The following is a 24,435-nucleotide window of genomic DNA, read 5'->3' on the forward strand; positions in this document are numbered from 1 at the left end:
GTGGGGGAGCCGGGGGCTCCCCTGTGCGGCGGTGCACCGGATGGGCGGAAGGCCGCCGGCCCGGAATCGTGCTTACCGGGCCGGCGGCCGTCACCCGCAGATGGGACGGACTACGAGAGGGACGCGACAGCGGCGCGGACCTTGGCGTTGATCTCGGCGGGGATCGGCGCGTAGCCGGCCTCGGAGAGAACCTTCTGGCCGGCCTCGCTGGCGGTGTAGTTCAGGAAGGACTTGACCGTGCCCAGCGTCTCGGCCTTGTTGCCCTTGTCGCAGGCGATCTCGTACGTCACCAGGACGAGCGGGTAGGCGCCGTCGGCCTTGGTGGTGTAGTCGAGGTCGAGCGCCAGGTCGTTGCCGGTGCCCTTGATCTTGGCGGCGGCGATGGCCTTGGAGGCGTTGTCGGAGGTCGCCTCGACCGGGGCGGCGGCACCGGTGTCGACCTTGACGGTGGAGATGGACTGCGAGGTCGCGTAGGAGAGCTCGAAGTAACCGATGGAGCCGTCGACCTGCTTCACCTGGGCGGCGACGCCGGAGGAGCCGGACGCGGCCTGGCCACCGGGGGCCGGCCACTTCTTCTCGGCTTCGTACTTCCAGTCGGAAGCGGCGGCCTTGCCCAGGTACTTGCCGAGGTTCTGCGTGGTGCCGGAGTCCTCGGAGCGGTGGAAGGCCTGGATCGGCTTGTTCGGGAGCTTCACGTCGGGGTTGAGGGCGGCGATCGCCTTGTCGTCCCAGTTCTTGATCTTCGTGTCGAAGATCTTCGCGAGCGTGGGGGCGTCGAGGACGAGGCTGTCCACACCCTCCAGGTGGTAACCGATGGCGATCGGGCCACCGGCCATCGGCAGGTTGATGCCCTGGCCGCCGGCGCAGATCTTCTGCGAGTCGGCGACCTCTTCGGGCTTCAGCGCCGAGTCGGAGCCGGCGAAGCCGACGGTGCCCTGGTTGAACGCGACGATGCCCTCACCGGAGGAGGACGCCTTGTAGTTGACCTCGACGCCGGTGCAGGCGGCCATGTAGTTCTTGACCCAGAGGTCCATGGCGTTCTTCTGCGCGCTGGAGCCGGAGGCGAGGAGCTGGCCCTTGGCACCGTCACAGGAGATGTCCGACGCCGCGGCGGCGGTCGGCTTGGTGCTGCTGGTGGCCTCGCCACTGTTGTTGTCCGAGCCGCACGCCGTGAGAACCAGGGCGCCGGAGACGGCGAGGGCACCGAGCGCGGTGGCACGCAGCCCGTTAATGCGCTGAAGCTTCACTTCGGGTTGTTCCTTCCAAGAGCCGCCGGCCAGTGGATTCGTACGGCGGCGTGCGTCGGGTGGCTGGTGTGGCTTTATGCCGGTCACCGTGTAATGCCGAAATTAGGCAGATGAGGTGAAGCCACCGACGGAGGCGGGTGAACGGAAGGTGAACCGTGGCGGACGGCCTGGTGCGGGGGGCTTGGCGGTGGATACGGGGGGTACTCGGGGGTGTTCGAGAGGCTACGGAGAGCGGCGGTACGGGGGCGCCGGGACACCCCGGGCGGGGGCGCCGGGACACCCCGGGCGGGGTACGCCGGGCGGGTACGGCCCGTACCGCGCCGGGCCACGCCAGGACGACCCGTACCCGCGCCGGGATGCGGCCACCATCCGGAACGCGCCGGGCCACGCCAGGTCGCGCCGGGCCACGCCAGGACGCCCCGGAACGCGCGAGGTCGCCCCGGAACGCGTGACGTCGCCCCCGGGGTGCCCGCCGTCACCCCTGCCGTCTCAGGCCGTGTGCAGCGCGTTCAGCAGGGCGTCCACCAGCAGGCGGTCGCGCGGCTGGGTGAGGCGGTCGCGGGCCTCCGAGGGGGAGAGCCAGACGATGCTGTCGACCTCGTCGTTCGGGGCGAAGGCGCCCACGGTCGCCTCGGCCGCCCAGTAGCTGACCTCTTTGGGGCGGCCCTGGGCCAGATAGCGGACCTTGCCGAGCGGGGCACCGGGCGCGCAGTGGTGCCCGGTCTCCTCCAGCACCTCGCGCAGCGCCCCGGTCAGGGTGTCCTCCGCGCGCTTGAGCTTGCCCTTGGGGTGCGACCAGTCGTCGTACTTGGGCCGGTGTACCAGGCAGATCTCCGGGCCGCCGTCGCCGTCCCGCGCGCGGCGCCAGAGCACACACCCCGCCGCGAGCACCATGTCCTGCTTGCGGCGCTCGGCCGTCTCCCCGCCCTTGCCCATGTACGTGTCCTCGTGCTGATCTCGCTGAGCGTGCCGCTCTCGCGGAACGTGCTGCTCGTGATGAGCGAGCGGCTCGTGCTGCTCATTGCCGGCTTCGTGCGCGTGGCCGCTCATGGCGCGCTCACCGCCGCCGTCTGCTGCCACACCTGCTGGAAGGTATAACGCGCGGCTGCCACCTCGATGCGCTGGTCGGCGTTGAGCACGCCGAGCGCGTATGCCGTCGCCGGGGCGATGCGCGGCGTACGGGCCGCGTTGGCGGCGGCCGCCGCCGCCTCGGCGGCGTCGCGGTGCCGGTCCAGGGCCTGGCCCGCGCCGATCAGCACCGGGTCGGGCGTGCCGCCGGCGGACCACACCTCCTGCGCGTACCGGCTGAGCCGCAGCAGCTGCCGCACCTGGTGCCAGGGCGCGTCCTGCGCTTCGCCGTCCGGTGCGGTGGCCGGGCCGTGCACCAGGGCGTCCGCGTTGTACGCGTGGGCCGCGCGGGCCAGCGGCAGTACGGCCACGCCGTCCAGCAGCTGCCGTTCGACGGTCCCGACGGGACCGGAGAGCGCCTCGATGGCGGGGGCGGCGGCGAGGGGCGCGAGCGGCACCTCGGAGGCCAGTACGGCCACGGCGTCCGCCACCGCGTGGAAGCGGGACGAGCCGAGCGCCTGGAGCGCCGCCGAGTGGGCGCGGGTCCTGGCGAGGGTCAGCTGCCGTTCCAGGAGCGCCCCGGCGCGGGACGCCCCGACCGTGAGCGCCCCGGCCGGGGCGCCGGGCGCGGTCTCCGTGCGTGCGCCGGGGACGGGCGCCGCGCCGGAGAGCCGGGCCAGGGCGCCGAGCAGCCGGTGCGCCCGCGACGTGCAGGCGTGTTCCTGGGCCAGGGTGCCGGACAGCCAGCCGAGTTCCGTACGGAGCTGGTCCGCCCAGGCGGGGTCGAGCAGCGGCCGGAACGTGTGCAGGCCCCCGCTGATCCTGCGGGCGGCGCCGCGCAGCGCGAGGGCCGCCGCCTCGGTCGCCGCCGTGTCCGGGCCGCTCTCGCTGTACTGCCGCAGGCTGCGCAGGAAGTCGGCGGCCCGGCCGTGCAGATACCCGGCCAGGACATCCCCGGCGGTCAGCCGCTCGGTGCCGGTGCCGGTGCCGGTGCCGGTGCCGGTGCCGGTACTGGTGCCGGTATCGGTGGCGCTGTCGGTCTTGATGTCGGTGTGGACTTCATGGTGCTGCACGCCGGCGCCTCCGGGCGTCTATGAGCATTTCTTGTACGTGCCGCAGGGGCTGGCCCTCCGCGTCCGTGGCGTGCCGGGTCCAGTTGCCGTCAGCGCCGAGGTGCCAGGAGGAGGTCTTGTCGGACATCCCGGTCTCCAGGAGCCGGGTGAGTGAAGCGCGGTGGGTGGGGTCGGTGACCCGGACCAGGGCTTCGATCCGCCGGTCGAGGTTCCGGTGCATCATGTCGGCGCTGCCGAACCACACCTCGGGCTCGCCGCCGTTGCCGAAGGCGAAGACCCGGGAGTGTTCCAGGAAGCGGCCCAGGATGGAGCGGACCCGGATGTTCTCGGAGAGTCCGGCGACCCCGGGGCGTACGGCGCAGATGCCGCGCACCCAGATGTCGACCTGGACGCCGGCCTGGGCGGCCCGGTAGCAGGCGTCGATGATCGCTTCGTCGACCAGCGAGTTGACCTTGATCCGGACGTACGAGGGGCGGCCCGCCCGGTGGTGCGCGGCTTCCTTGTTGATCCGGGAGACCAGGCCGTCGCGCAGGGACTTCGGGGCGACCAGCAGCCGGCGGTAGGTCTCCCGGCGGGAGTAGCCGGAGAGCCGGTTGAAGAGGTCGGAGAGGTCCGCGCCGACCTGCGGGTCGGCGGTGAGCAGGCCGAGGTCCTCGTAGAGCCGTGCCGTCTTCGGGTGGTAGTTGCCGGTGCCGACGTGGCTGTACCGGCGCAGGGCGTCGCCCTCCTGCCGTACCACCAGCGACAGCTTGCAGTGGGTCTTCAGCCCGACCAGCCCGTACACCACGTGGCAGCCGGCTTCTTCGAGCTTGCGCGCCCACTTGATGTTGGCCTGCTCGTCGAAGCGGGCCTTGATCTCGACGAGGACGAGGACCTGCTTGCCGGCCTCGGCCGCGTCGATCAGCGCGTCGACGATGGGGGAGTCGCCGGACGTCCGGTACAGCGTCTGCTTGATGGCGAGGACGTCCGGGTCGGCCGCGGCCTGTTCCAGGAACGCCTGGACGGAGGTCGAGAACGAGTCGTACGGGTGGTGCAGCAGGACGTCGCGCTCGCGCAGGGCGGCGAATATGTCCGGCGCGGAGGCGGACTCGACCTCGGCGAGATCGCGGTGGGTGCCCGCGATGAACTTGGGGAATTTCAGCTCGGGCCGGTCCAGCGCCGAGATCCCGAAGAGCGCCGTCAGGTCGAGCGGTCCCGGCAGCGGGTAGACCTCGGAGTCGGACACCTTCAGCTCGCGGACGAGCAGGTCGAGCACGTACGGGTCGATGGACTCCTCGACCTCCAGGCGGACCGGCGGGCCGAAGCGGCGCCGCATGAGCTCCTTCTCCAGCGCCTTGAGGAGGTTCTCCGCGTCGTCCTCCTCCACCTCCAGGTCCTCGTTGCGGGTGACCCGGAACATGTGGTGCGCCAGGACCTCCATCCCGGGGAACAGCTCCTCCAGGTGGGCCGCGATGACGTCCTCCAGCGGCACGTACCGCTGCGGCGAGGCCTCCAGGAAGCGGGACAGCAGCGGCGGCACCTTGACCCGGGCGAAGTGGCGGTGGCCGCTGACCGGGTTGCGTACGACGACGGCCAGGTTGAGGGAGAGGCCGGAGATGTACGGGAAGGGGTGCGCCGGGTCCACGGCGAGCGGTGTGAGGACCGGGAAGATCTGCTGGCGGAAGAGCGTGAAGAGGCGGGCCTGCTCCTTCTCGGTCAGCTCGGGCCAGCGGATCAGGTGGATGCCCTCGTCGGCGAGCGACGGCGCGATGTCCTGCTGGTAGCAGGCGGCGTGCCGGGCCATGAGTTCGCGCGAGCGGGTCCAGATCAGGTCGAGGACTTCGCGGGGCTGGAGGCCGGAGGCGGAGCGGGTGGCGACACCGGTCGCGATACGCCGCTTGAGGCCGGCCACCCGGACCATGAAGAACTCGTCCAGGTTGGACGCGAAGATCGCGAGGAAGTTGGCCCGTTCGAGGAGCGGGGTGGCCGGGTCCTCGGCCAGCTCCAGGACGCGCTCGTTGAACGCGAGCCAGCTGCGCTCGCGGTCCAGGAAGCGGCCACGGGGCAGCTCGCTGCTCTCCGGGCCGCCGGCCTCGTGGTACGCGTCGAGGTCGGCGTCGAGATCCGGCTCCAGATCGGTGCCGCCTGCGGCGACCGTGTTGGGCCGGTGCTCGGCTATGAAGCCGACGGTGGGCTGGGGGTGCTGGACCGGTACCTCGGCGGGCTGCTCACTCATGTCCCCATTCTTCCGCGCGGAGGGGAGGACAGGCGCGTCGGAGAGAGCAGGGGTGAGGTAGATCCTGCCGTTCGGGGAGGGCGGCACAGCGGGCTGCATGCAGCGAGGGTCGCAAGGCCGTCTGAATGGCCGGTAACGGCGACATGACGTGCGGGAAAGCGGGGAGGGGCTCCCCGGGGCGTCCGACTGCCCGGGGGAGCCCCGTCGGGTCCGATCCGTCCCATGATGTCGTACGGCCGTACGACTGTCGTACGGAGGTCGGGTCTGGCGGCCTGAGATCAGCTGGGTCGACCCGAGGTCAGGCGCGGCGGCCCGAGGTCAGCTGGGTCGACCCGAAGTCAGGCGTGGCGGCGGCGCAGCACCCGGAACGCGGCGTAGGCGGCGACGGCGGCGAGGACGAGCACGATGCCGGTCTCGATGAGCTGGAGCGGCCAGAAGTGCGTGGCGGGGTGGTAGTCGATGAAGGGCACGTCTCCGGTGGCGGGGGACGCGCAGGGGGAGGTGCGGTACCGGCCCGCGAAGCAGTCCTCGATGCTGAAGCGCCGGCCCGCGGCGGTCACGACGCCTTGCTGGACCGTCCAGTCGTGTTCGCCCAGCAGCCGGTAGTCCTGGACGGTCGAGACCGGCATCAGGTGGGCGCGCAGGCGCAGCACGAAGGCCAGGGAGATCACGCCGGTGGTGAGCGCGGCGACGGTCATGGCCGGGACGGTACGGCGTACGAGCAGCCCGGTGAGCGCGCCGACGGCGATTCCGAGCAGGGCGTAGGCGACCGGCAGGGGGCCGAGCCCCACGAACTGCCACGGCTCGTACCAGTGCCTGGGGAATTCGCCCGAGGCACCCGAGACCCAGGTCCAGCGGTAGAACACGGCGAACACCGAGAGGGAGACGACCGCCACCGCCGCCGGTGTCACGAGCTTCGCCGCGAGCCAGCGCGCGGGAGAGACGGACTGGCTCCAGGCGAGCTGGTACGTCCCCGACTCGAACTCCCGGGCGATCATGGGGCCCGCCACGAAGGCCCCGAGCGCGGCGGGCAGCAGGGCCAGCGCCAGGCCCAGATAGGTGAACCACGCGTTGAGGGAGTTGGCGGTGGAGAGGTAGTGACGCACCTGGTCGCGGCAGCCGGGCGTCGCGTTGATCACGGTGCAGCCGGTGCCCGCGAAGTCGTCGGGGACGCCCGCCCGCAGTCGCCAGTAGAGGAGTATCCCGGCGAACAGTGCCAGCAGCACGAGCCCTGTCCACAGCGTCCGGCGGTGCTGTCGTACCGCCACCCAGGCCGGTCCGCGCAAGGTCAGCGCGCTCATGCGGTCACCTCCGTGGTGGTCGTGTCGGTCGTGGTGGTCGAGCCGGTCGTGGGGGCCGTGGGGGCGGTGGGGGTCGTGCCGGTCGTACGGGCCGTGCCCGTCGTGGTCGTACCGGGCACGGCTCCCGGGGTGAGCAGGGCCGGGGCGTCGGGGGCGCGCAGGTGCGCGAGCAGGAGTTCCTCCAGGGAGGGGGCGTGGGTGTCCCAGTCGCCGCCCACCGGCCCGTCGGGACGGATCAGCGCGGTGAGCGCGCGTCCCGTCGTCCGTGACTCGACGACGGTGTGCGGGGCCAGATCCCGGGCGGGCCCGGTCACCACGGTGTGGGCGGTCAGCAGGTCGTCGATCTCGCCGCCGAGCCGTATCCGGCCGTCGTCGACGAGCAGCAGGTAGTCGCAGGCGTCCGCCAGCTCGGTGAGGATGTGCGAGGAGATGAGGACGGTGGTGCCGTGCTCCGCCGCGTCCGCCAGCAGCGCGCCCATCAGCTGATGGCGGGCCAGCGGGTCGAGGTCCGCCATCGGTTCGTCCAGCAGGAGCACCTCGGGGCGTTTGCCGAGGGCGAGGGCGAGCGCGACGCGGGTGCGCTGGCCGCCGGAGAGCGTACGGACGCGGGCGTCGTGGTCGAAGCGGCCGCCCGCGATGATCCGTTCGGCCGCCTCGGCGTCCCAGCGGTCCGGGTTCAGCTCGGCGCCCATGCGCAGCGTCTCGCCGACCGTCAGCTGCGGGTACAGCGGCTTGTCCTGCGCCACGTAGGCGATCCGCGCCCGGACGGCGGCCGGGTCGTCCGAACCGAGGACGCGGACGGCCCCCTCGGTGGGTGCCATCAGCCCGGCGGTGTGGGCGAGGAGCGTGGACTTGCCCGCGCCGTTGGGGCCGACGAGGGCGCAAACGCGTCCGGCGGGCAGCCGGAAGGAACAGTCGCGCAGCGCCCAGCCGCGCCGCTTCCGCCCCGGCCCGTACCGCCCGTACTGCTTGCCGAGGCCGGTCGCCTCGATCGCGGCCACTGTCATGCGTCATCCCCCTTGAAGCGCTCTTCGACGACGGACGTGAACAGCGCGGTCACGTCCTCCTGGTCCAGCCCCTCGGCGCGGGCGCGGTCCGCCCAGGCCGCCAGCTCCGCGCGCAGCGCGCTGTCGGCCGTGCCCCGGCCGAGGGTGCCTTTGATGAACGTGCCGAGGCCGCGCCGGCCCTCGGCCAGCCCCTCGCGCTCCAGCTCGCGGTAGGCCTTGAGCACGGTGTTCGGATTGATGGCGGTCGCCTCCACCACTTCGCGGGCGGTGGGCAGTCGGTCGCCGGGTTCCAGCAGGCCCAGGCGCAGCGCCTGTTTGGTCTGCTGGACGATCTGGAGGTAGGTGGCCACTCCGCTGCGCCGGTCGATGCGGTACGCGATCACCTCGCAACACCCTTTCACTAAGGAAGTAGTGAAAGCATGGCGGAGGAAAGGGGCGGTGTCAACGACACCGCCCCTGACCGGAGTTGCCCGTGCGGCGAAGCCGGACCCCTGGCGCTGGTCAGGACCCCGGGGCGCTGGTCAGGACCCCGGGGCGCGGCTCAGGGCCCCGCAGTGCTCAGAACTCCGGGGTGCGGCTCAGGACTCCGTGCGGTACATCAGGTCCACCTCGTGCGTGGTGAAGCCCAGCCGCTCGTACACCGTCACGGCCGCCGTGTTGTCGGCGTCCACGTACAGCATCGCGGTCGGCAGTCCCTGCGCCGCGAGGTGGCGCAGGCCGATCGCGGTGAGCGCCTTGCCGAGACCGCCGCCCTGCGCGTCGGGCCTGATGCCGACGACGTACACCTCGCCGAGCCGCTCCTCGGCGTGCGTCTTCGTCCAGTGGAAACCGACCAGCTCGCCGTCGCGCTCGGCCAGGAAGAAGCCCTTCGGGTCGAACCACGGCTCGCCCTCGCGGTCGTCCAGGTCCCGCTGGGTCAGCGCGCCCTGCTCGGGGTGGTGGGCGAAGGCGGCGGCGTTGACGGCGAGCCAGGTGGCGTCGTCCTGACCCGGTACGAAGGTACGGACGGTGATCCCGGCGGGCAGGACCGGCTCGGAGATGGCGGGCTCGCCCAGCGGGCGGCGCAGCTGGCGCAGTTCCCGGAAGAGGGTCAGCCCGAGTACCTGGGCGAGGTGGCGGGCGGCCGACTTGCCGCCGTGCGCCCACACGCGCAGCCGCTTCCCGGACGTGCCCAGCAGGGCGGTGCCCAGCGCCCGGCCGTGCCCCATGCCACGGCGCCCGGGGCGTACGACCAGCTCGGCGGCGGGGGCCTCGATGGGGTCGGTGTCCTCCAGCTGTCCGTACCCGACGAGCTCGCCGTCGTACGTGACCAGGAAGTGCCGTACGCCCGGGCGGTGTCCGCCGCGCAACTGGAGCCGGCCCTGCTCGGAGACGGCCTGCACGCCGTCCGAGGCGGCCGCGTCCGCGAGCAGGCCGAGGACTTCTTCGGCCTGCTCGGGGGTGAGCGCGTCGAAAATCTGGATCTGGCGGCCGGGCTCGCGGGCTACAAGGTCAGTCATGCGTCGAGGGTACGGCGGGGGCGCCGTGGGAGGGGGTACAGGCGCCCGGCGGGAGATCCATTACGCGCAAAGGCAATCAGCTCGTAACCCACCTACCCCTGTCGTGCTACGCGCGTTGACCCTAGGCTCTAGCAGTCTTCAGGGATGCAAAACGTATTACCCCACCCTCACGCTGAATATTCTCAAGGGGACCGATGTCAGCGACACCCAACAAGTACCGCTCGGCACGGCGGGTGCTGACCGCCGCCGCCGGTCTGGCGACCGCGGGCGCGCTCGTCGCCGCGATGCCGGCTGCCGCCCACGACCAGGGCCACGACAAGAACCACGGTCACCACACGCCGTCGAAGCCCTCGAAGCCCACGAAGCCGTCGAAGCCCACGAAGCCGAAGACCGTTGACGTGCAGCTGCTGTCCTTCAACGACCTGCACGGCAACCTGGAAGCCCCCGCCGGCTCGGCCGGCAACGTCAACGAGATCCAGGCCGACGGCACCGTGAAGGCCGTCCCCGCCGGTGGTGTCGAGTACCTGGCCTCTTCGCTGCGCACCGCGCGCAAGGGCAAGCCGTACTCCATCACGGCGGCCGGTGGCGACATGGTGGGCGCGAGCCCGCTGCTGTCCGGCATGTTCCACGACGAGCCCACCATCGAGGCGCTCAACAAGATCGACCTCGATGTGACGACCGTCGGCAACCACGAGTTCGACGAGGGCGCCACCGAGCTGGCCCGCCTGCAGAACGGCGGCTGCCACCCGACCGACGGCTGCTACGAGAAGGGGAAGAAGTTCAAGGGAGCCGACTTCCCGTACCTCGCGGCCAATGTGACGTCGGAGAAGACCGGCAAGCCGATCCTCAAGCCGTACACGGTCTGGAAGAAGAACGGCGTCAAGATCGGCTTCATCGGTGTGACCCTGGAGGGCACCCCGAACGTCGTCACCGCCGAGGGCGTCAAGGGACTCAAGTTCCACGACGAGATCGAGACGGTCAACAAGTACGCCAAGGAGCTGGACAAGCAGGGCGTCAAGTCGATCGTCGCGCTGATCCACGAGGGCGGCGTCCCCGCCTCCGGCTCGTACAACTACGACTGTGACAGCCCGGCCGCCGGCGGTGGCATCTCCGGGCCGATCGTCGACATCGCCAAGGGCATCTCGCCGAAGGTCGACGCACTGGTCACGGGCCACACGCACAACGCGTACGTCTGCACCGTCCCGGACCCGGACGGCAAGCCGCGCCTGGTCACCTCGGCCTCGTCGTTCGGCAAGCTCTACACGGACACCACGCTCACGTACGACCTCAAGACCAACGACATCGTGCGTACGGGCGTGAAGTCGGCGAACCACATCGTCAGCCGTGAGCAGCCCAAGGCCGCGGACATGACCGACCTGATCGCGCGCTGGAACAAGATCGCCGCGCCGATCGCCAACACCCCGCAGGGCTTCATCTCCGCCGACATCAACCGCAGCGGCGCCAGCCCCGAGACCCCGCTCGGCGACCTCATCGCGGACGCGCAGCTCGCGGGCATGGCCCCGGCCGACAAGGGCGGCGCGCAGCTCGCGTTCATGAACCCGGGCGGTATCCGCGCGGACCTGGTGCACAAGGCGTCCGGCAGTGAGGGCGACGGAGTCGTCACGTACGGCGAGGCCTTCACCGTGCAGCCCTTCACCAACATGATGACCGCCATCGACCTGACCGGCGCGCAGGTCATCACCGCGCTCCAGCAGCAGGTCAGCGGTGCGAACGAGGCCGCCCCGAAGATCCTCCAGATCTCCAGGGGCCTCACCTACACCCTGGACATGACGAAGACCGGCGCGGCCCGGGTCGTCTCGGACTCGGTGAAGCTCAACGGCACGGCCATCGACCCGGCGAAGACCTACCGTGTCGCGATGAACGAGTTCCTCTCCGGCGGCGGCGACGGCTTCGCGGTCCTCGCCCAGGGCAAGAACAAGCTGGTCGGCGCGTCCGACCTGGACATGTTCAACACCTACCTGGCGGCGAACTCCACGGCGACGGCCCCGCTGGCCCCGCCGGCGACGGACCGGATCACGGTCGTCAAGTAGCTGACGCGGGGCGGCTGCCGGCCGCCCGGCCCGGTCATCGGAGGGGCGGTGGGCCTGATGCCCACCGCCCCTTCGGCATGCTCCGCCGTGTCCCCCTTACTCCATCCGGCTTGCTCCATCCGGCCGGTGCCGCTCAAGTCACGGGCAGGTCGGGGACGAAGGAAGAGTGTCCGTTACGCGCGGATTCGCCACCTCCGCGCTCTCTTCCCGCCCCTCAAGGAGCACACATGCGCCTGCGCGCGCGCTGGGCACCGACCGCCCTGCTGCTACTCATCCCCCTGATCAGCGCCAACACCGGCACGGCCCAGGCCACGCCTGAGCCGCAGCAGAGCCTCGTCCCGGTCGGGCGTTCCGCCCACGCCGTTCCCGGCCAGTACATCGTCACTCTGCGGCCCGCGTTCTCGGCGTCCTCCGTCCTGCGGCAGCTGCGCCTCAAGCCGCTGTTCAGCTACGGCAGCGCCCTGCGCGGGTTCGCCGCCGACCTCACGCCGGATCAGCTGCGGGTCGTGCGCGCCTTCCCGGCCGTCCAGGCCGTCGAGGAGAACGGCAGCCTCGGTCTCGGCCTGCCGGGAGCGTCGGAACCCGGGGCCGAGGGCACGGAGACGGGAGCGCGGACGGGCACGGAGACGGGAGCGCGGACGGGAGCGGCGGCGGGCGCGCGGACCGGGCAGGTGCCGTCCGGTACGACGCGGGCGGCGAAGGGGCTGGTCAAGGCCGAGAGCTGGGGGCTGGACCGCATCGACCAGCGGTACCTCCCGCTCGACGGCCAGTTCACGGTGAAGGGCACCGGCAAGGGCGTCACGGCGTACATCGTCGACACGGGGATCGAGACCGCGAACAGCGAGTTCGGTGGCCGCGCCACCGTCGGCTTCGACGCCGTCAACGACGGACGCAACGGCCAGGACTGCCACTTCCACGGGACGCACGTGGCGGGCACCACCGGCGGTGAGACCTACGGTGTGGCCCGCGACGTGTCCCTCGTCTCCGTCCGGGTGCTCGACTGCGAGGGCCAGGGCTCCACGGCCCAGGTCATCGCCGGCTTCGACTGGGTCGCCGCGAACGCCAAGCAGCCGGCGGTCCTGAACGCCTCGGTCGGCGGAGACGCCTCCCAGGCACTCGACGACGCCGCGAACGCGGTCGCGGACATGGGTGTCCTGCCGGTGGTCGCGGCCGGCAACGACGCCAAGGACGCCTGCGGCGCCTCCCCGGCCCGCGCCACCAAGGCGGTCACGGTCGGGGCCACGGACCAGGATGACCACCAGGCCACCTTCAGCAACTTCGGCACCTGCCTGACGACGTACGCGCCCGGCGTCGCCATCGTCTCCGCCAACCTCGGCGGGGGTTCCCGCACGCTCAACGGGACGTCCATGGCGAGTCCCCATGTCGCCGGGGTCGTCGCCCTGCTCAAGGAGAAGTACCCGAAGGCCGCCCCGGCGGACGTCACCCGCTGGCTCACCGGCACGTCGACGAAGAATGTCGTGTCGCCGATCGGCACGGGCTCGCCCAACCGCCTGCTCTACACCGGAGGGCTCTGACCGGCTTTGATCTGACCGGCGTTGAGGTGATCCGCCGGGCCCGGGGGGCCGGCCCTCCGGGGCCCCTGAGCCCGGCGGGGCCCCTGTGCGGGGTGTGACCAGGGAGACAATGGCCCACCAGAAGTTCTCGCCGCACAGCCGTCAGTGTCAGGATGGCGTCATGACGACCGAGGTTTATTTCGACATCACCATCAACGACGAGGCAGCTGGACGGATCACGTTCAAGCTGTACGACGACGTCGTGCCCAAGACGGCCGAGAACTTCCGCGCCCTCGTGACCGGGGAGCACGGCTTCGGATACGCCGGGTCCGGCTTCCACCGCGTCATCCCGCAGTTCATGCTGCAGGGTGGCGACTTCACGCGCGGTGACGGCACCGGCGGCAAGAGCATCTACGGCGAGAAGTTCGCCGACGAGAACTTCACGCTCAAGCACGACAAGCCGTTCCTGCTGTCGATGGCCAACGCGGGCCGCAACACCAACGGCTCCCAGTTCTTCATCACCACCGTGGTGACGCCGTGGCTGGACGGCAAGCACGTCGTGTTCGGTGAGGTCACCGACGGCCAGGACCTGGTCACGCGGATCGAGTCGCTCGGCTCGGGCAGCGGAACCCCCAAGGCCAAGATCACCATCGCCTCGGCCGGGGTTCTCTAGACCCTTTCGGGTCGACCGGCATCGACCGACCGATGCCGGTCGACCGACCGGACACGACCTGGTGCCGTTCGCGGCACCGGCCTCCGCGTTTCCATGGCGGCGGCGTCCGGATCTTGAGCGGGAACGCGAAAGTGCCCTCCGAGCTGGGATGGCGAAGCCTCTTCAGGGCTTCTGTCACCTCAGCCGGAGGGCACTCTCCGTATGGCGACGGGCCGCGCCCCGGGCTCGTTGTCCCGGCCGGAGGTCACGGCGCGAGCGGTGACGGCGCGAGCGGTCGCGGGGCTGTCGGCGGGCCCTACCATTCCGTCCGGGCAGTCGCCGGGGAGCTGTTCATGGCCTGGCCGCGTCGGCATGACGGGGATCGGCGGCATGGACGAGCTGCCGCAGCGCGCCATGGAAGACCTCATGGTCGACGACCGCGTCGACGACGACCCCGAGATGGCTGGTCAGCGTCGGAAAGTCGCCGGGGTCCAGTGTCGCGAGCGCGGCCCGGGTGAGTGCCTGGGTATTTCTCGGGTCGCGGTGGTCGACGAAGCAGGCGCTGCCGAGAGTGAGCAGGTACATCCGCCGGTAGGCGGTGACGGCCTTTTCGGGAGTCATCCCGGCGTTGATGCTCTCGGTGAGCTGCGGTTCGACGAGGCGGGCGAGGAGCTGGGGCCCGAGCCAGGGGCGGGCTCCGCGCAGCGTGACCAGGCCGGGGTGGGCGGTGAGCAGGTCGTACAGCCGTGTGAAGCGGGTGATGGTGGCGGTGGCCCAACTGATGCCGGGCGGGATGGTGGGGAGGTCCCGTGCGAGGTGGTCGGTACACAGGTCGAGCAGTCCGGCCAGGTCGGTGCAGCGTCGCTGGAGGGTCGCGTGGCCGATGCCCAGTCGGGCGGCCAAGCTTCGGAAACTCAGCGCGTCCGGACCGTCCTCATCGATGAGCAACAGGGCTTGTTCGGCGATGTGTTCGAGAGTTGCGGATGTAAGGGACGCGGATTGCCTCGGCATGCGAGTCAGCGTACGGTACAGCGTATCGTTACGGTAGGCTCACCTCTCCTCACGCGGAGGAAACATGCCTCGCGTCCTGCGCGACCCCCTTTTCACCGCCGCTGACTCCCTCGTCCTCACCGACCGGCACATCGCGAATCTCGCGGCCGGTACCCTCGCCGCCGTCCGCGTGCCCGCCTTCCTCTCCGGTCCGACCTGTGAGAGCGCGATGGCCGAGCTGGATCGACTGCCCACCACCGACTACGACCCGGCCCGGGTACCGACCCCCATCCTTCGGTTCGGCCCGGCCCTGAACGACTACCGGACCCCGGACGGCGCGCTCGACGCCGATCGGTACTGGCCGGCCGCCGAGGCAGCTCGGGCGGCCTGGTCCCGGGCCGGGATACGCCCCGATCCGATCGCGGTCTCCCTGGCCCGTCTCGGCTCCGCCTGGGGCGCGGCCGTCGTTCCCGCCACCATCGGCGGCCGCCCGGTTTTCGGCGGCACCCTGCGCGAGATCAACAACGGCGCTCTCATCCACTACGACGACCTCAACCGCGAAATGCCCGCCCTGTTCGACCAGCAGCTTGTCGCGCAGCTCGCGTTCAACGTCTGGGTCCGCATCCCCGGCAATGGCGGTGAGACGACGGTGTGGCGGCGCCGCTGGGAACCGGCCGACGAGGACCACCGGGACGCTTACGGCTTCCAGCCCGCCACCGTCACCAGATGCCAGCACGTCACCCTCGCCCCCCAGGCCGGCGACGCCCTCCTCTTCAACTCCGCGAACTTCCACGCGGTCCGCCCCAACCAGGGCCACGGGCAGCGGCGGATCGCGTTCTCGTTCTTCCTCGGACTGACCACTACGGGCCAGCTCACCGCCTGGTCATGACCCTCTCCCAGCAGGAGCGTCACATGCGCGAACTCACCTACGGCGACATCAAGGCCGCCGCCGACCGGATCGCCGGGCAGGTCCGCCCTGTCGCCCTCACCCCGCTCGACCCCGGCGCCATCCGCACCGCCCACCGCGACCCCCTCGACGACCGGCCCCCCGCGAACTGCCAGGTCTGGCTCGCCCTCGAATACATGCAGCACACCGGATCCTTCAAAGCGCGCGGCGCACGGAACTTCCTCGCCGCCCACCGGGAGGCCGGCACCCTCCCCGACGCGGGAGTCACGATCGCCTCGGGCGGCAACGCCGGACTCGCCTGCGCCTGGGCGGCCCGCCAGGAAGAGGTCAGGGCGACGGTCTTCCTGCCCACCACGGCTCCCCGGGTGAAGGTCCGCAGGCTCCGCGCGTACGGTGCCGACGTCCGGCTGGTCGGCGACGAGTACGCCGAAGCCCTCACCGCCTGTCAGGACTTCGCCGGTGAGAGCGGCGCGCTGGCCTCCCACGCCTACGACCATCCGCTGATCGCCGCCGGGGCCGGTACCCTCCTGGACGAGATCCGCCGTCAGATCCCTGATCTGGACACCGTCGTCGTCGCGGTCGGCGGCGGCGGCCTGTTCGCAGGTGTCGCGACAGCCGCACACCACCACGGCCTGCGCACCATCGCGGTCGAACCCGAGAACTGCCGCGCGCTGAGCGCCGCCATCACGGCCGGGCGGCCGGTCGACGTCACGGTCGACTCGGTCGCCGCCGACTCCCTCGGTGCCCGCCGGACCTCCCGGATGGCCCTGCACATCGCCCAGGAGGGGCGCACGCACTCGGTACTCGTCCCGGACGATGAGATCGTCCGCGCCCGCCAAGCGCTGTGGGACCATCGCCGCGTCGCCGTCGAACACGGCGCCGCCACCGCCCTGGCCGCCCTCACCTCCCCGCCCCGGCACCGCGCCGACCGCGAGACGCCGCCCCCGCCGACCACCCCGAACTGGAGCTACCGCCCAGCAGGCGGGGAGAAGGTCGCCGTCATCCTCTGCGGCGCCAACACCGACCCCGCCGACCTCACCACCACCGACGAGAGCTGAACCCCTCACGGCGCTGCCGACAGCCCGGACCATCCCGTCCGGGCTGTCGCTGTGAGGGAAGCCCTGTCGCTCAGATGTGCCCGAAGAACAGGCTGCCCGGCGCGTCCGGATCGTTCGAGAGGAAGTGCTCACGAACCGCGCGGATGAATTCCTGGCGCGAGATCGCGCCGTCCCCGTCGGTGTCCAGCCTGGTGAAGCTGTCCATCGCGTCGGGCGCGTCGGTCTTCCACACGTCCCTCAGGACGCGGGCGAACTCGTCCTTGCTGATCTCGTTGTCGCCGTCGACGTCGATGACGTCGAAGATCGCATGGCCGCCGCCCTCGGTCACGTTGAGCCGGCTGGTGTCGATCGCCGCGAGGCGGTCGGCCGTGACGTACTGGTCCTTGGTGAGCCGGTCCTCTTCCACGCCCGCGTGACGCAGCAGCTCCAGCCAGTAGATCTGACTGAAGGTGTGGAGCGCCCTGGCCCGGCGGTCGTTCTTGTCGAGCCGGTAAGCCTCTACGTAGCGGGCGGCGAGCTTCTGGTAGTCCGCCCAGTCCAGATAGCCGGTCGTGGTTGGCATCCAGGGTGTCGAATGCCCGCTCGTGCTTGGTGGTGATGACGTCCTGCGTGGCCGTGATCATCGTTGCGGTACTCCGAAAGTCGAGAGACGTGGGAAAGATCTTCGTTCCGTGTTCCGTGACCCGGGCCTGCTCAAGCCACGCTCCCTTCACCCCTTCGGGTGCGTGATCACCACTCGCCGTCTGATCGATATGCGCCTGCCTCATGGGATCAGGGCGGTGTGGCGGGCGCGTCGGTCGCGGCGTTGGCGTAGCGGCGGGCCAGGTGCGCGAAGGCGTCCCTGAGCTCGGCCGGGCCGACGACCTCGATGTCGGCGTCGAACCTGCCGATGGAGGCGGCCAGGCCGGGCCATGACCACGAGCCCAGGACGAGCCGGCAGCGGTCCGGACCGAGTTCCTCGACGACTCCGTCGCGGGTATGGCGGGACACGTCGGCGGCGGGCAGGTCGAGGATCACCTCGCCGCGACAGGGCCAGTCGCCCGAGCCGTCGGCACCCCGGAACCTGGCGGCGACGAATGCGGCCACCTCACCTCCGGGAGGTTCGCGCGGGGTGAAGCGGGGGCCCGTGGGGGTGCGCGGGGCGATCCGGTCGGCGCGGAAGGTACGCCAGTCCTCGCGCTCCAGGTCCCAGGCGACGAGGTACCAGCGCCCGCCCCAGGTGACGAGATGGTGGGGCTGGACACGGCGTGGCGGGGCATCGGCGGCAGGTCCGTAGTCGAAGCGCAGCACTTCACAGGCGTGGACGGCGGCACTGAGCGCCATCAGCACGCCGCTGTCGACCTGCGGATCCGGCCGGGTCGCGGGCCGCTCGACGACGGTGAACCGCAGGGTGTCGATGCGGTGGCGCAGCCGTGCGGGCATGACCTGCCGGACGGTGGTCAGCGCTCGCGCCGCGGCTTCCTCGATGTCGGCGCCGCAGGTGGTGGCGATCTGGAGGGCGACGGCGAGCGCGACGGCCTGCTCGTCGTCGAACAGCAGCGGCGGCAGATCCGATCCGGCGTCGAGCCGGTAGCCCCCGTCGGGGCCCTTGCCGGCCAGGATCGGGTAGCCGAGCTCGCGCAGACGGTCGACATCGCGGCGTACGGTGCGCGGGCTCACCTCCAGCCGCTCGGCCAGCAACGGGCCGGGCCAGTCCCGGCGTGCCTGGAGCAGCGAGAGCAGTGCCAGCAGTCGCGCCGAGGTCTTCTGCATGCTCCCCATGGTGCCCGGAGAAGCGGCCACAACCTGTCCGCTTCTCCTGTGATGGTGGTCATCGAACAGGGCAGGACGCATCAACAGCCGAGGAGCCACCATGTCCGTCAACGCCGTGACCCACCTGAACTTCCGAGGTGCCGCCCGGGAGGCGCTCACGTTCTACCAGTCCGTCTTCGGCGGGGACGTGGCCGTGGTCACGTACAAGGACGCCGGAAACGTCCAGGCCGTATCCGAGGCCGACCAGGTGATGTGGGGCCAGGTGGCCGCCGACAGCGGATTTCGCGTGATGGCCTACGACGTGCCCTCGAACACGCCGTGGGACCAGGGCGAGAACGCGTTCTTCGTCTCGCTGCGCGGGGAGACGGCCGAGGAGATCACCGCGTACTGGGAGAAGCTCGCGGACGGCGCGACCGTCCGGCAGCCGCTGGGCCCCGCCCAGTGGGCGCCCCTCTACGGAATGCTGACGGACCGGTTCGGCGTCACCTGGGTCGTCGACGTCGTCAGCGAGTACGACGCGTCCTGACCACCGGGCGCGGGGCCGGGCGGCGGGCACCCGCCACCGGCCCCGTGCCCCGATGCCCGTGCGTTGGGCAACGGCCCTACTTGACAAGCGAGTTGAAGGCAAGGACGCGGCAATGAAGATGCGCACGCCGGGCTGCATCGACCGGACCCTGCCGCTCGAAGACAGCGACAGCGACAGCGACAGCGACCGCGTCCGGATCGCCGCGTCCCCCCGCTGAGCGACACACCCGCGAGCCCACCCGGCCCGCAGCCTGAGTCGCTCGGCGACGGAGGCCGTCACGAGGGCGGGAACCTTACCTGGCAGGTCATCGACCCGGCTGCCTCCGCATGCCATCATCGGCGGCGTACGGAGCCCGACCGACCGGAAGGACACCATGCCCGCCTATGCCATAGCGCACCTGCAAGAGGCCACCCTGGTCCCGGAGATCGTCGAGTACATCGAGCGCATCACCGCCACCTTCGAGCCGTACGGCGGTCGATTCCTCGTGCACGGCGCGCAGCGTGAGGTGAAGGAGGGCAGCTGGCCCGGGCACGTCGTGGTGATCGGCTTCCCCGGGATCGCCGAGGCACGGGCCTGGTGGGACTCAGCCGCGTACCAGGAGATCGCACCACTGCGCTCGCGGTACATCGAGGGCGACATCATCCTGGTCGAAGGCGTCCCCGAGGGCTACGACGCGACTGCCACCGCCAAGGCGTTGCGGGAGACCCTGCCTGCCGAGTAGTCACGTGCGCGGGCTCGAACGCGGGCCCGCACAAGTTCACCCGCCGGAGGGCTCCATCACACGGATGGGCGACTGCGCTCGGTGCCTGTGACGGTCCAAGATCGAATACATGAAACCCTCCTTGATCCGCCGCGCGTGTGTCGCGGCCCTGGTGCTGGCATCGACGATGGCTCCGGCGGTGGCGGCCCAGTCGGATCACACCGCCGTACGGTCCGACATCGGGGCGCGGGCCCGGTTGCTGGGCGAGAAGATCGTTCCGCACAAACTCGCCTTCCGGGACACGACTGTTGGCGGGCTGTCCGGCATCGACCGGGATCCGTGCACAGGCGAGTACGTCCTGATCAGCGACGACCGCTCGGTCCTGCAGCCCGCCCGCTTCTACACCGCCAGGATCACGGTGGACGGCGCCGGGGTGCACTCCGTCGACTTCACCGGTACGCACCCGTTCCTCCAGCCGGACGGCTCGGTCTACCCGCCGGCGAGCGTCGGCGACGGCAAGGCCGTGGACCCGGAAGAGCTGCGGGTGGACCCGAGGACCTGCCGGTACTGGTGGGCGCAGGAGGGCGATCGGCCGAAGTCGTCGAGTGAGCCGGTGATCCAGCCGTCGATCCAGTTCGCCACCCCCTCCGGTGCCTACCGTGGTCAGCTGCCGCTGCCGCCCAACTACGAGATCACCCTGGGCGATCGGGGCATCCGCCGGAACAAGGCGGTGGAAGCGATCACGTTCGGAGCCGACGGCAGGGTACTGACCAGCGCCCTGGAGGGTCCCCTGTTCCAGGACGGCCCGGAGCCCGATCTGGAGCATGGCGCCCTGGTCCGCGTCACCCAGCAGAGCCGGAAGGGCGAGGTGCTCGGGCAGTTCGCCTACCCGCTCGACAAGATCTTCACCGAGTCCGACCCGTCCAGCCCGTGGCCCCCGGACACCGGTGTGCCGTCGATCCTCGCCTTCCCCGGCGACCCCGGCCGCTACCTCGTACTCGAACGTACGTGGGTGGCGGGCGCGGGTTTCAAGATCCGCGTGTACGACGCCACCACCCGGGGCGCGACCGAGGTGCGGAACGTGGACTCCCTGGCCGGACGCAGGGTCGTACCGATGCGCAAGAAGCTGGTCGCGGACTTCCACGACCTGGGTCTTTCCACGGTCGACAACACCGAGGGCATGACCTGGGGTCCGACCCTGCCGAGCGGCGAACGAACCCTGCTCCTGGTCAGCGACGACAACTTCGCGGAGGACGAGGTCACCCAGATCGTCGCGCTCGCCGTCCGCTGAGAAGCCGTTAGCGGCGACGGCGACGGCCCTGACCAACCGCCCTGGACGGGCCGGGGCTCTGCTCCCCGGCCCGTTCAGGGCGATTCGGCCCCGTCGTCCGGCTTGTCCGGCCCGCCACTGGGGCCAGGCGCCGCGTACGCGGGGCCGGTCACGCGTCCGCGCTCTCCCCATCCCGCTCGCCGGCCGTGTCGTCGAGCCACCGCGCGGCCGCCCGGGGGGTGGCGAGGCGGATGACGTCCAGGGGGGCGAACCGGGGGTCGGCGCAGCGTTCGGCGATCTTGGCCCTGCGGTTCGCGTACTGCGACCAGGCCCACCTGGCCGGGTGGTCGGGGCTGAGCCAGGACCCCGCCGTCTCGATGTTGCCGCCGAAGATCCGGCGCCGGAGCAGCGTACGGGCCGCCGACCGCCGCAGCACGCGACGCATGATGACCGGGCGGGAGTAGTCGACCCAGACGATGGTGTCGGCCCGTGACCACAGCAGGTCCCGGACCTTCGGGTGGCCGAAGGAATCGATGATCCACGCGGCGCCGGAGCTGATCCGCTCGATGTCCTCCCGCAGGAGCGGGTTCTCCTGCCAGCCGGGACCGGTGATGGCCAGCGCGTCCATCTCGTGGAAGGGGATCGCGAGGCGCTCGGCGAGGGTACGGGCCAGCGTGGTCTTACCCGCGCCGGTGCTCCCGGCGACCAGGACTCGTTTCATGTTCGACGGCCTCACACGGTGCGCGCGGGTGGATCGGCTGTTGGCACGAACTGGCTCAGCCGGTAGGTGGCCGGCCGGTCCAGCCGCCCGCAGAGTCTGTCCATCCGGACGGCAGCGAACTCGATGCCCGCATCCGATGCCCGCATCGACGCGGGCATCGCGTCGCCTGCGGGTTTTGTCCCCACATTCGCAGCCAGCCAGGGGATGTCTCTTCGATCGGTGTCAGCGTCTCAGCGGAACGGGTTCCGCTGAGGCTTGTGGGCAGCGGTGTCAGTACACACTCCATTCCCTGCTGGGTAGGGGGCCTTCCCAGCTGTCGACGCTCATGTCGGCCCAGTCGGGCGCCACCATGACGGGACGGGTACGGGCAAAGTCGCCGTTCTGCTGGCAACGCATGACCAGCCCAAGGCCGGGAAGGCCGGGCTCTCCGTTCAGACCGAAGCGCAGCCTGCCTTCGTGGGTGTCTGCGCCTGCTTCCAGCCACGCTGTGAGCTCCGATGGCAGTCGACCCACCAGCCGAACTTCTCCGAACGAGATCTGAGGGCCGTGGCAGGCGTCGATTGCGACGGCGGCCAGCGTCCAGTCCTCCGAGCGGTAGTAGGTGTCGATACCCAGACCGGAGAACGGAACCCACGGCTCGCTCAGCTTCCGTCCATTGATCGGCTCTCGAAGTGCGGCGGCGACCTCCTCGGCTGTCTGTCCGAACCTCAAGGGCCCAACGCCTTCAAGGGGACTCCAGGTCCATTGCCTCCGCTCCTCGTCCGGGACCGTCTTTCGCTCCAGCCACATGGATGTCCACTCCTGACAATCCGAACGCATATGCCAGGGATTCTCTCAGGTCCGCTGCTGCTCGACTTCTGGTCATCGTGCTTCCAGATGAGGATGGCCGTGAAGTGGAGTGCGGCTTGTCGGGCGATGGCGAGTTTGTGGGTTCGCGTGGCCGGGCCGCGCCGCTGCTTGAGGCGGTTGAGGGCGGGCCCGCCCATCCGAGGCCGGACGCACCTTCGTGCTGAGGCCTCGGCGGGGGCGTCCAAGTGCGTGATCGGCGGGTTCGTCGCGCCCCGCAGCCCTTTTTGAGCGCTCCGGCAGCGTGCTGGTGGGACCGGAGTTGACCGATACGGTCCAGTTGATGTCGTCGTTGGCGTCCGCTGCGGCCAGGAGAGCGGCGAGGGTACGGGCCAGCGTGGTCTTGCCCGCGCCGGTGTTCCCGGCGACCAGGACTCGTTTCATGTTCGACGGCCTCACACGGTGCGCGCGGGTGGATCGGCTGTTGGCACGAACTGGCTCAGCCGGTAGGTGGTCGGCCGGTCCAGCCGCCCGCAGAGTCTGTCCATCCGGACGGCAGTCCAGTCGATCCGCCCGTCCTCAGCTCGCAGACGTCGAAGCTGAGAATGCCATGCCGTCTCGTCCTGAGTCTCGAAGAGCACTTCCCAGCGCCCCGCGTCAGGGGGCAAGGCCCGTGGGTCTTTCGGCGGGTCAGCCCCTGCTCGTTCTGCAGTGCCGGCCGTCGTTGCGTCGCACTTCTCGCACGTCAGCCGCAGGATCTCGACGGCCACCACGGCGTCCCGTTCCCGGCGGAGCCGGCAGCGGATCTGGTCGAGTTCGGCGTAAGCGGGGTGTGCCGGGGCTGGTCCGGTCTCCGCGCCGTTGGATGTCCTGTCACCAGCTACCCCGTTGCCTCCACCCGCGCGATCCCCACCCCGATTTCGCCCAGCCGCTCAACAGCCCATGCCACGGCGTCGTCAAAGTGGGACGCCTCTACCACGCAGGGGAAACGCGTGCCCTGCCCATCGTTCTCCCAGCCGACCTGGCCACCAGCTAGGACGTCAGCATGGTCGAAACGGTCGGACTGCTCCTGAGTCGGCTCATCCTCAGGGTGGAGGACGAACGACCACTCAGCCACAGGCTCTGTGCCGACGGGTGAATTCATCAATTTTCTTACCCTCCGTGCCCGCGTTCGCTGGCGTGCTCCACACCTTTGTACTGGCGCTGCACGGGCAGCAGATGACGTAGCCCCACCGGTGGCCATTCTGATCGTGTGTGACCTTCAGACCAGCGGCCTCCGCCCGGCGTAAAGCTTGCTCGACATCCGACTTCGAGTGCCGGTCGCCCTTCATGCGGTAATCACCTTCCTGTCCGCGACGACCGGCCGTGCCCGGGTGAAGAGCGGTCCCGCCGCTGATCTCGATCCGCATCCACACACGGTAAGGACTGTCCCGTTATCCCGTGCGCCCGCACGGATTGCGGGGCATCCCTTAGCGGCGGATGTGTAGCAGGTCCCAGGGGACGCCGCCGCCGGGGCGGACGATGGTGCGGTCTCCCTGGGGGGCGAGGCCGCCGTCCCGGAACGCCTCGGTGATGAGGACCGGGGCGCCCTCGGGGCCGAGCTCCCTGATCCTCCACCGGTCCGGACCGGTGCCGCAGGGGCCGACATCCGTGAACGGGGGGAAGACCGGGGGCGGGGCGATGCGCAGGCAGCGTTCTTCGTTGCGCGATTCGGCGATCTGGACGGTGCCGTCGCCCCGATTGGTGATCTTCCACGCGGACTCGATGCTGCAATTCCCGAGGCCGACCAGGTGATCACCCAGGACGGTCAGGCACCGTCCGCTCTCCGGTTCGCGGATGACGTACGTGTCGTCCGGGACGGCTTGGGCGGGTGCGGCGAGGGCGAGAACGGCGGCGGCCGACGCGGCGAGGGACAGGATCGTACGAATACGCGGCATGAAGCACTCCACTTGAGGGGGACAGGACGGCCGGGGTGGGCCCGGCGGGAAGTGATCAAGCGCTTCCCGCCCGGTGTCTGCCCACCCCGGAGCTGCGGCAATGCCTGGTTCACCCGTTCAGCGGCGGCGCGCGGGGAGTGCGTACGGCGCGCGCCGCGTGG

General features: G+C 70.7%; 24 protein-coding genes. 8 read left to right on the forward strand and 16 right to left on the reverse strand.

Features of this window, described 5'->3' with window-relative positions; all coding sequences use genetic code 11:
- Window positions 1-110: 110 nt before the first annotated feature.
- From pstS to mshD, 8 genes are all read right to left on the reverse strand, one after another.
- The gene (pstS, locus tag ACIBAE_RS27680) at window positions 111-1,247 is read right to left on the reverse strand and encodes a phosphate ABC transporter substrate-binding protein PstS (RefSeq protein ID WP_399290512.1); all 1,137 of its coding nucleotides are present in this window, start codon (window positions 1,245-1,247) and stop codon (window positions 111-113) included.
- A 489-nt stretch (window positions 1,248-1,736) separates the two neighbouring features.
- Window positions 1,737-2,183: an NUDIX hydrolase gene (locus ACIBAE_RS27685; RefSeq protein WP_399290593.1), complete on the reverse strand. Its 447-nt coding sequence runs from the start codon at window positions 2,181-2,183 to the stop codon at window positions 1,737-1,739.
- Between the two features lie 110 nt (window positions 2,184-2,293).
- Window positions 2,294-3,388 (reverse strand): CHAD domain-containing protein, encoded by a 1,095-nt coding sequence (locus ACIBAE_RS27690; protein WP_399290514.1) that lies wholly within the window; start codon window positions 3,386-3,388, stop codon window positions 2,294-2,296.
- A complete protein-coding gene (locus ACIBAE_RS27695) occupies window positions 3,375-5,603 on the reverse strand; it encodes an RNA degradosome polyphosphate kinase (protein WP_399290516.1) in 2,229 nt (742 codons plus the stop codon). The genes ACIBAE_RS27690 and ACIBAE_RS27695 overlap by 14 nt, the downstream gene beginning before the upstream one ends.
- 338 nt (window positions 5,604-5,941) lie before the next feature.
- Window positions 5,942-6,904: an ABC transporter permease gene (locus ACIBAE_RS27700; protein WP_399290518.1), complete on the reverse strand. Its 963-nt coding sequence runs from the start codon at window positions 6,902-6,904 to the stop codon at window positions 5,942-5,944.
- Window positions 6,901-7,911, reverse strand: coding sequence for an ABC transporter ATP-binding protein (locus ACIBAE_RS27705; protein WP_399290520.1), 1,011 nt, complete (start codon window positions 7,909-7,911; stop codon window positions 6,901-6,903). The genes ACIBAE_RS27700 and ACIBAE_RS27705 overlap by 4 nt, the downstream gene beginning before the upstream one ends.
- Window positions 7,908-8,294, reverse strand: a complete 387-nt coding sequence (locus ACIBAE_RS27710; protein ID WP_399290522.1) for a GntR family transcriptional regulator — start codon at window positions 8,292-8,294, stop codon at window positions 7,908-7,910. Before ACIBAE_RS27710 ends, ACIBAE_RS27705 begins: the two co-directional genes overlap by 4 nt.
- A gap of 195 nt (window positions 8,295-8,489) precedes the next feature.
- A complete protein-coding gene (gene mshD, locus ACIBAE_RS27715) occupies window positions 8,490-9,410 on the reverse strand; it encodes a mycothiol synthase (protein ID WP_399290524.1) in 921 nt (306 codons plus the stop codon).
- Window positions 9,411-9,604: 194 nt separating this feature from the next.
- Between mshD and ACIBAE_RS27720 the strand changes: the two genes are divergently transcribed.
- The 3 genes from ACIBAE_RS27720 (at window position 9,605) to ACIBAE_RS27730 (ending at window position 13,648) form a co-directional block, all read left to right on the forward strand.
- A complete protein-coding gene (locus ACIBAE_RS27720) occupies window positions 9,605-11,461 on the forward strand; it encodes a bifunctional metallophosphatase/5'-nucleotidase (RefSeq protein ID WP_399290526.1) in 1,857 nt (618 codons plus the stop codon).
- Window positions 11,462-11,688: 227 nt separating this feature from the next.
- Entirely contained in the window at window positions 11,689-12,996 is a 1,308-nt protein-coding gene (locus ACIBAE_RS27725) for a S8 family serine peptidase (protein ID WP_399290528.1), read from the forward strand.
- 160 nt (window positions 12,997-13,156) lie between these two features.
- Window positions 13,157-13,648, forward strand: a complete 492-nt coding sequence (locus tag ACIBAE_RS27730; protein WP_399290530.1) for a peptidylprolyl isomerase — start codon at window positions 13,157-13,159, stop codon at window positions 13,646-13,648.
- Window positions 13,649-13,978: 330 nt separating this feature from the next.
- Here ACIBAE_RS27730 and ACIBAE_RS27735 read toward each other — a convergent pair whose 3' ends face one another.
- Window positions 13,979-14,638: a TetR/AcrR family transcriptional regulator gene (locus tag ACIBAE_RS27735; RefSeq protein WP_399290532.1), complete on the reverse strand. Its 660-nt coding sequence runs from the start codon at window positions 14,636-14,638 to the stop codon at window positions 13,979-13,981.
- 64 nt (window positions 14,639-14,702) lie between these two features.
- Between ACIBAE_RS27735 and ACIBAE_RS27740 the strand changes: the two genes are divergently transcribed.
- Together ACIBAE_RS27740 and ACIBAE_RS27745 are read left to right on the forward strand one after the other, a co-directional pair.
- Window positions 14,703-15,506 carry a putative 2OG-Fe(II) oxygenase gene (locus ACIBAE_RS27740; RefSeq protein WP_399290534.1) on the forward strand — a complete coding sequence of 268 codons (804 nt, stop codon included), beginning with the start codon at window positions 14,703-14,705 and terminating at the stop codon, window positions 15,504-15,506.
- A gap of 23 nt (window positions 15,507-15,529) precedes the next feature.
- Window positions 15,530-16,582: a threonine/serine dehydratase gene (locus tag ACIBAE_RS27745; RefSeq protein ID WP_399290536.1), complete on the forward strand. Its 1,053-nt coding sequence runs from the start codon at window positions 15,530-15,532 to the stop codon at window positions 16,580-16,582.
- Window positions 16,583-16,652: 70 nt separating this feature from the next.
- On the opposite strand, the gene ACIBAE_RS27750 is transcribed toward ACIBAE_RS27745, so the two are convergent.
- Both ACIBAE_RS27750 and ACIBAE_RS27755 read right to left on the reverse strand, forming a co-directional pair.
- Complete coding sequence (locus ACIBAE_RS27750) at window positions 16,653-17,144, reverse strand: EF-hand domain-containing protein (protein ID WP_399290538.1); 492 nt, start codon at window positions 17,142-17,144, stop codon at window positions 16,653-16,655.
- A gap of 209 nt (window positions 17,145-17,353) precedes the next feature.
- A complete protein-coding gene (locus ACIBAE_RS27755) occupies window positions 17,354-18,334 on the reverse strand; it encodes a helix-turn-helix transcriptional regulator (RefSeq protein WP_399290540.1) in 981 nt (326 codons plus the stop codon).
- A gap of 100 nt (window positions 18,335-18,434) precedes the next feature.
- Between ACIBAE_RS27755 and ACIBAE_RS27760 the strand changes: the two genes are divergently transcribed.
- The 3 genes from ACIBAE_RS27760 (at window position 18,435) to ACIBAE_RS27770 (ending at window position 20,851) form a co-directional block, all read left to right on the forward strand.
- Window positions 18,435-18,860, forward strand: coding sequence for a VOC family protein (locus tag ACIBAE_RS27760; RefSeq protein WP_399290542.1), 426 nt, complete (start codon window positions 18,435-18,437; stop codon window positions 18,858-18,860).
- A gap of 373 nt (window positions 18,861-19,233) precedes the next feature.
- Complete coding sequence (locus ACIBAE_RS27765) at window positions 19,234-19,581, forward strand: DUF1330 domain-containing protein (RefSeq protein ID WP_399290544.1); 348 nt, start codon at window positions 19,234-19,236, stop codon at window positions 19,579-19,581.
- Window positions 19,582-19,690: 109 nt separating this feature from the next.
- Window positions 19,691-20,851: an esterase-like activity of phytase family protein gene (locus tag ACIBAE_RS27770; protein WP_399290545.1), complete on the forward strand. Its 1,161-nt coding sequence runs from the start codon at window positions 19,691-19,693 to the stop codon at window positions 20,849-20,851.
- A gap of 148 nt (window positions 20,852-20,999) precedes the next feature.
- On the opposite strand, the gene ACIBAE_RS27775 is transcribed toward ACIBAE_RS27770, so the two are convergent.
- The 5 genes from ACIBAE_RS27775 to ACIBAE_RS27795 all read right to left on the reverse strand — a co-directional run bounded on the left by ACIBAE_RS27775 (window position 21,000) and on the right by ACIBAE_RS27795 (window position 24,274).
- On the reverse strand, window positions 21,000-21,551 hold the full coding sequence (locus tag ACIBAE_RS27775) for an AAA family ATPase (protein ID WP_399290547.1): 552 nt from the start codon (window positions 21,549-21,551) through the stop codon (window positions 21,000-21,002).
- Window positions 21,552-21,821: 270 nt separating this feature from the next.
- A complete protein-coding gene (locus ACIBAE_RS27780; RefSeq protein ID WP_399290549.1) occupies window positions 21,822-22,340 on the reverse strand; it encodes a hypothetical protein in 519 nt (172 codons plus the stop codon).
- Window positions 22,341-22,412: 72 nt separating this feature from the next.
- On the reverse strand, window positions 22,413-22,781 hold the full coding sequence (locus ACIBAE_RS27785; RefSeq protein WP_399290551.1) for a hypothetical protein: 369 nt from the start codon (window positions 22,779-22,781) through the stop codon (window positions 22,413-22,415).
- A gap of 665 nt (window positions 22,782-23,446) precedes the next feature.
- Window positions 23,447-23,746, reverse strand: a complete 300-nt coding sequence (locus ACIBAE_RS27790) for a hypothetical protein (protein WP_399290552.1) — start codon at window positions 23,744-23,746, stop codon at window positions 23,447-23,449.
- Window positions 23,747-23,806: 60 nt separating this feature from the next.
- Window positions 23,807-24,274 (reverse strand): RICIN domain-containing protein, encoded by a 468-nt coding sequence (locus ACIBAE_RS27795; RefSeq protein ID WP_399290554.1) that lies wholly within the window; start codon window positions 24,272-24,274, stop codon window positions 23,807-23,809.
- Window positions 24,275-24,435: the final 161 nt, after the last annotated feature.

The organism is Streptomyces sp. NPDC051569 (assembly GCF_044454085.1).
GTDB lineage: Bacteria > Actinomycetota > Actinomycetes > Streptomycetales > Streptomycetaceae > Streptomyces.

What these genes read in the sequence shown, in the direction of transcription:
- ACIBAE_RS27765 (WP_399290544.1), top strand. Translation starts at nt 19,234, where the DNA reads ATGCCCGCCTATGCCATAGCGCACCTGCAAGAGGCCACCCTGGTCCCG.
- ACIBAE_RS27770 (WP_399290545.1), top strand. Translation starts at nt 19,691, where the DNA reads ATGAAACCCTCCTTGATCCGCCGCGCGTGTGTCGCGGCCCTGGTGCTG.
- ACIBAE_RS27685 (WP_399290593.1), bottom strand. Translation starts at nt 2,183, where the DNA reads ATGGGCAAGGGCGGGGAGACGGCCGAGCGCCGCAAGCAGGACATGGTG.
- ACIBAE_RS27790 (WP_399290552.1), bottom strand. Translation starts at nt 23,746, where the DNA reads ATGCGGATCGAGATCAGCGGCGGGACCGCTCTTCACCCGGGCACGGCC.
- ACIBAE_RS27760 (WP_399290542.1), top strand. Translation starts at nt 18,435, where the DNA reads ATGTCCGTCAACGCCGTGACCCACCTGAACTTCCGAGGTGCCGCCCGG.
- ACIBAE_RS27705 (WP_399290520.1), bottom strand. Translation starts at nt 7,911, where the DNA reads ATGACAGTGGCCGCGATCGAGGCGACCGGCCTCGGCAAGCAGTACGGG.
- ACIBAE_RS27795 (WP_399290554.1), bottom strand. Translation starts at nt 24,274, where the DNA reads ATGCCGCGTATTCGTACGATCCTGTCCCTCGCCGCGTCGGCCGCCGCC.
- ACIBAE_RS27750 (WP_399290538.1), bottom strand. Translation starts at nt 17,144, where the DNA reads ATGCCAACCACGACCGGCTATCTGGACTGGGCGGACTACCAGAAGCTC.
- ACIBAE_RS27775 (WP_399290547.1), bottom strand. Translation starts at nt 21,551, where the DNA reads ATGAAACGAGTCCTGGTCGCCGGGAGCACCGGCGCGGGTAAGACCACG.
- ACIBAE_RS27700 (WP_399290518.1), bottom strand. Translation starts at nt 6,904, where the DNA reads ATGAGCGCGCTGACCTTGCGCGGACCGGCCTGGGTGGCGGTACGACAG.
- ACIBAE_RS27740 (WP_399290534.1), top strand. Translation starts at nt 14,703, where the DNA reads ATGCCTCGCGTCCTGCGCGACCCCCTTTTCACCGCCGCTGACTCCCTC.
- ACIBAE_RS27785 (WP_399290551.1), bottom strand. Translation starts at nt 22,781, where the DNA reads ATGAAACGAGTCCTGGTCGCCGGGAACACCGGCGCGGGCAAGACCACG.
- ACIBAE_RS27780 (WP_399290549.1), bottom strand. Translation starts at nt 22,340, where the DNA reads ATGTGGCTGGAGCGAAAGACGGTCCCGGACGAGGAGCGGAGGCAATGG.
- ACIBAE_RS27745 (WP_399290536.1), top strand. Translation starts at nt 15,530, where the DNA reads ATGCGCGAACTCACCTACGGCGACATCAAGGCCGCCGCCGACCGGATC.
- ACIBAE_RS27755 (WP_399290540.1), bottom strand. Translation starts at nt 18,334, where the DNA reads ATGCAGAAGACCTCGGCGCGACTGCTGGCACTGCTCTCGCTGCTCCAG.
- ACIBAE_RS27695 (WP_399290516.1), bottom strand. Translation starts at nt 5,603, where the DNA reads ATGAGTGAGCAGCCCGCCGAGGTACCGGTCCAGCACCCCCAGCCCACC.
- ACIBAE_RS27725 (WP_399290528.1), top strand. Translation starts at nt 11,689, where the DNA reads ATGCGCCTGCGCGCGCGCTGGGCACCGACCGCCCTGCTGCTACTCATC.
- ACIBAE_RS27735 (WP_399290532.1), bottom strand. Translation starts at nt 14,638, where the DNA reads ATGCCGAGGCAATCCGCGTCCCTTACATCCGCAACTCTCGAACACATC.
- ACIBAE_RS27720 (WP_399290526.1), top strand. Translation starts at nt 9,605, where the DNA reads ATGTCAGCGACACCCAACAAGTACCGCTCGGCACGGCGGGTGCTGACC.
- ACIBAE_RS27730 (WP_399290530.1), top strand. Translation starts at nt 13,157, where the DNA reads ATGACGACCGAGGTTTATTTCGACATCACCATCAACGACGAGGCAGCT.
- mshD (WP_399290524.1), bottom strand. Translation starts at nt 9,410, where the DNA reads ATGACTGACCTTGTAGCCCGCGAGCCCGGCCGCCAGATCCAGATTTTC.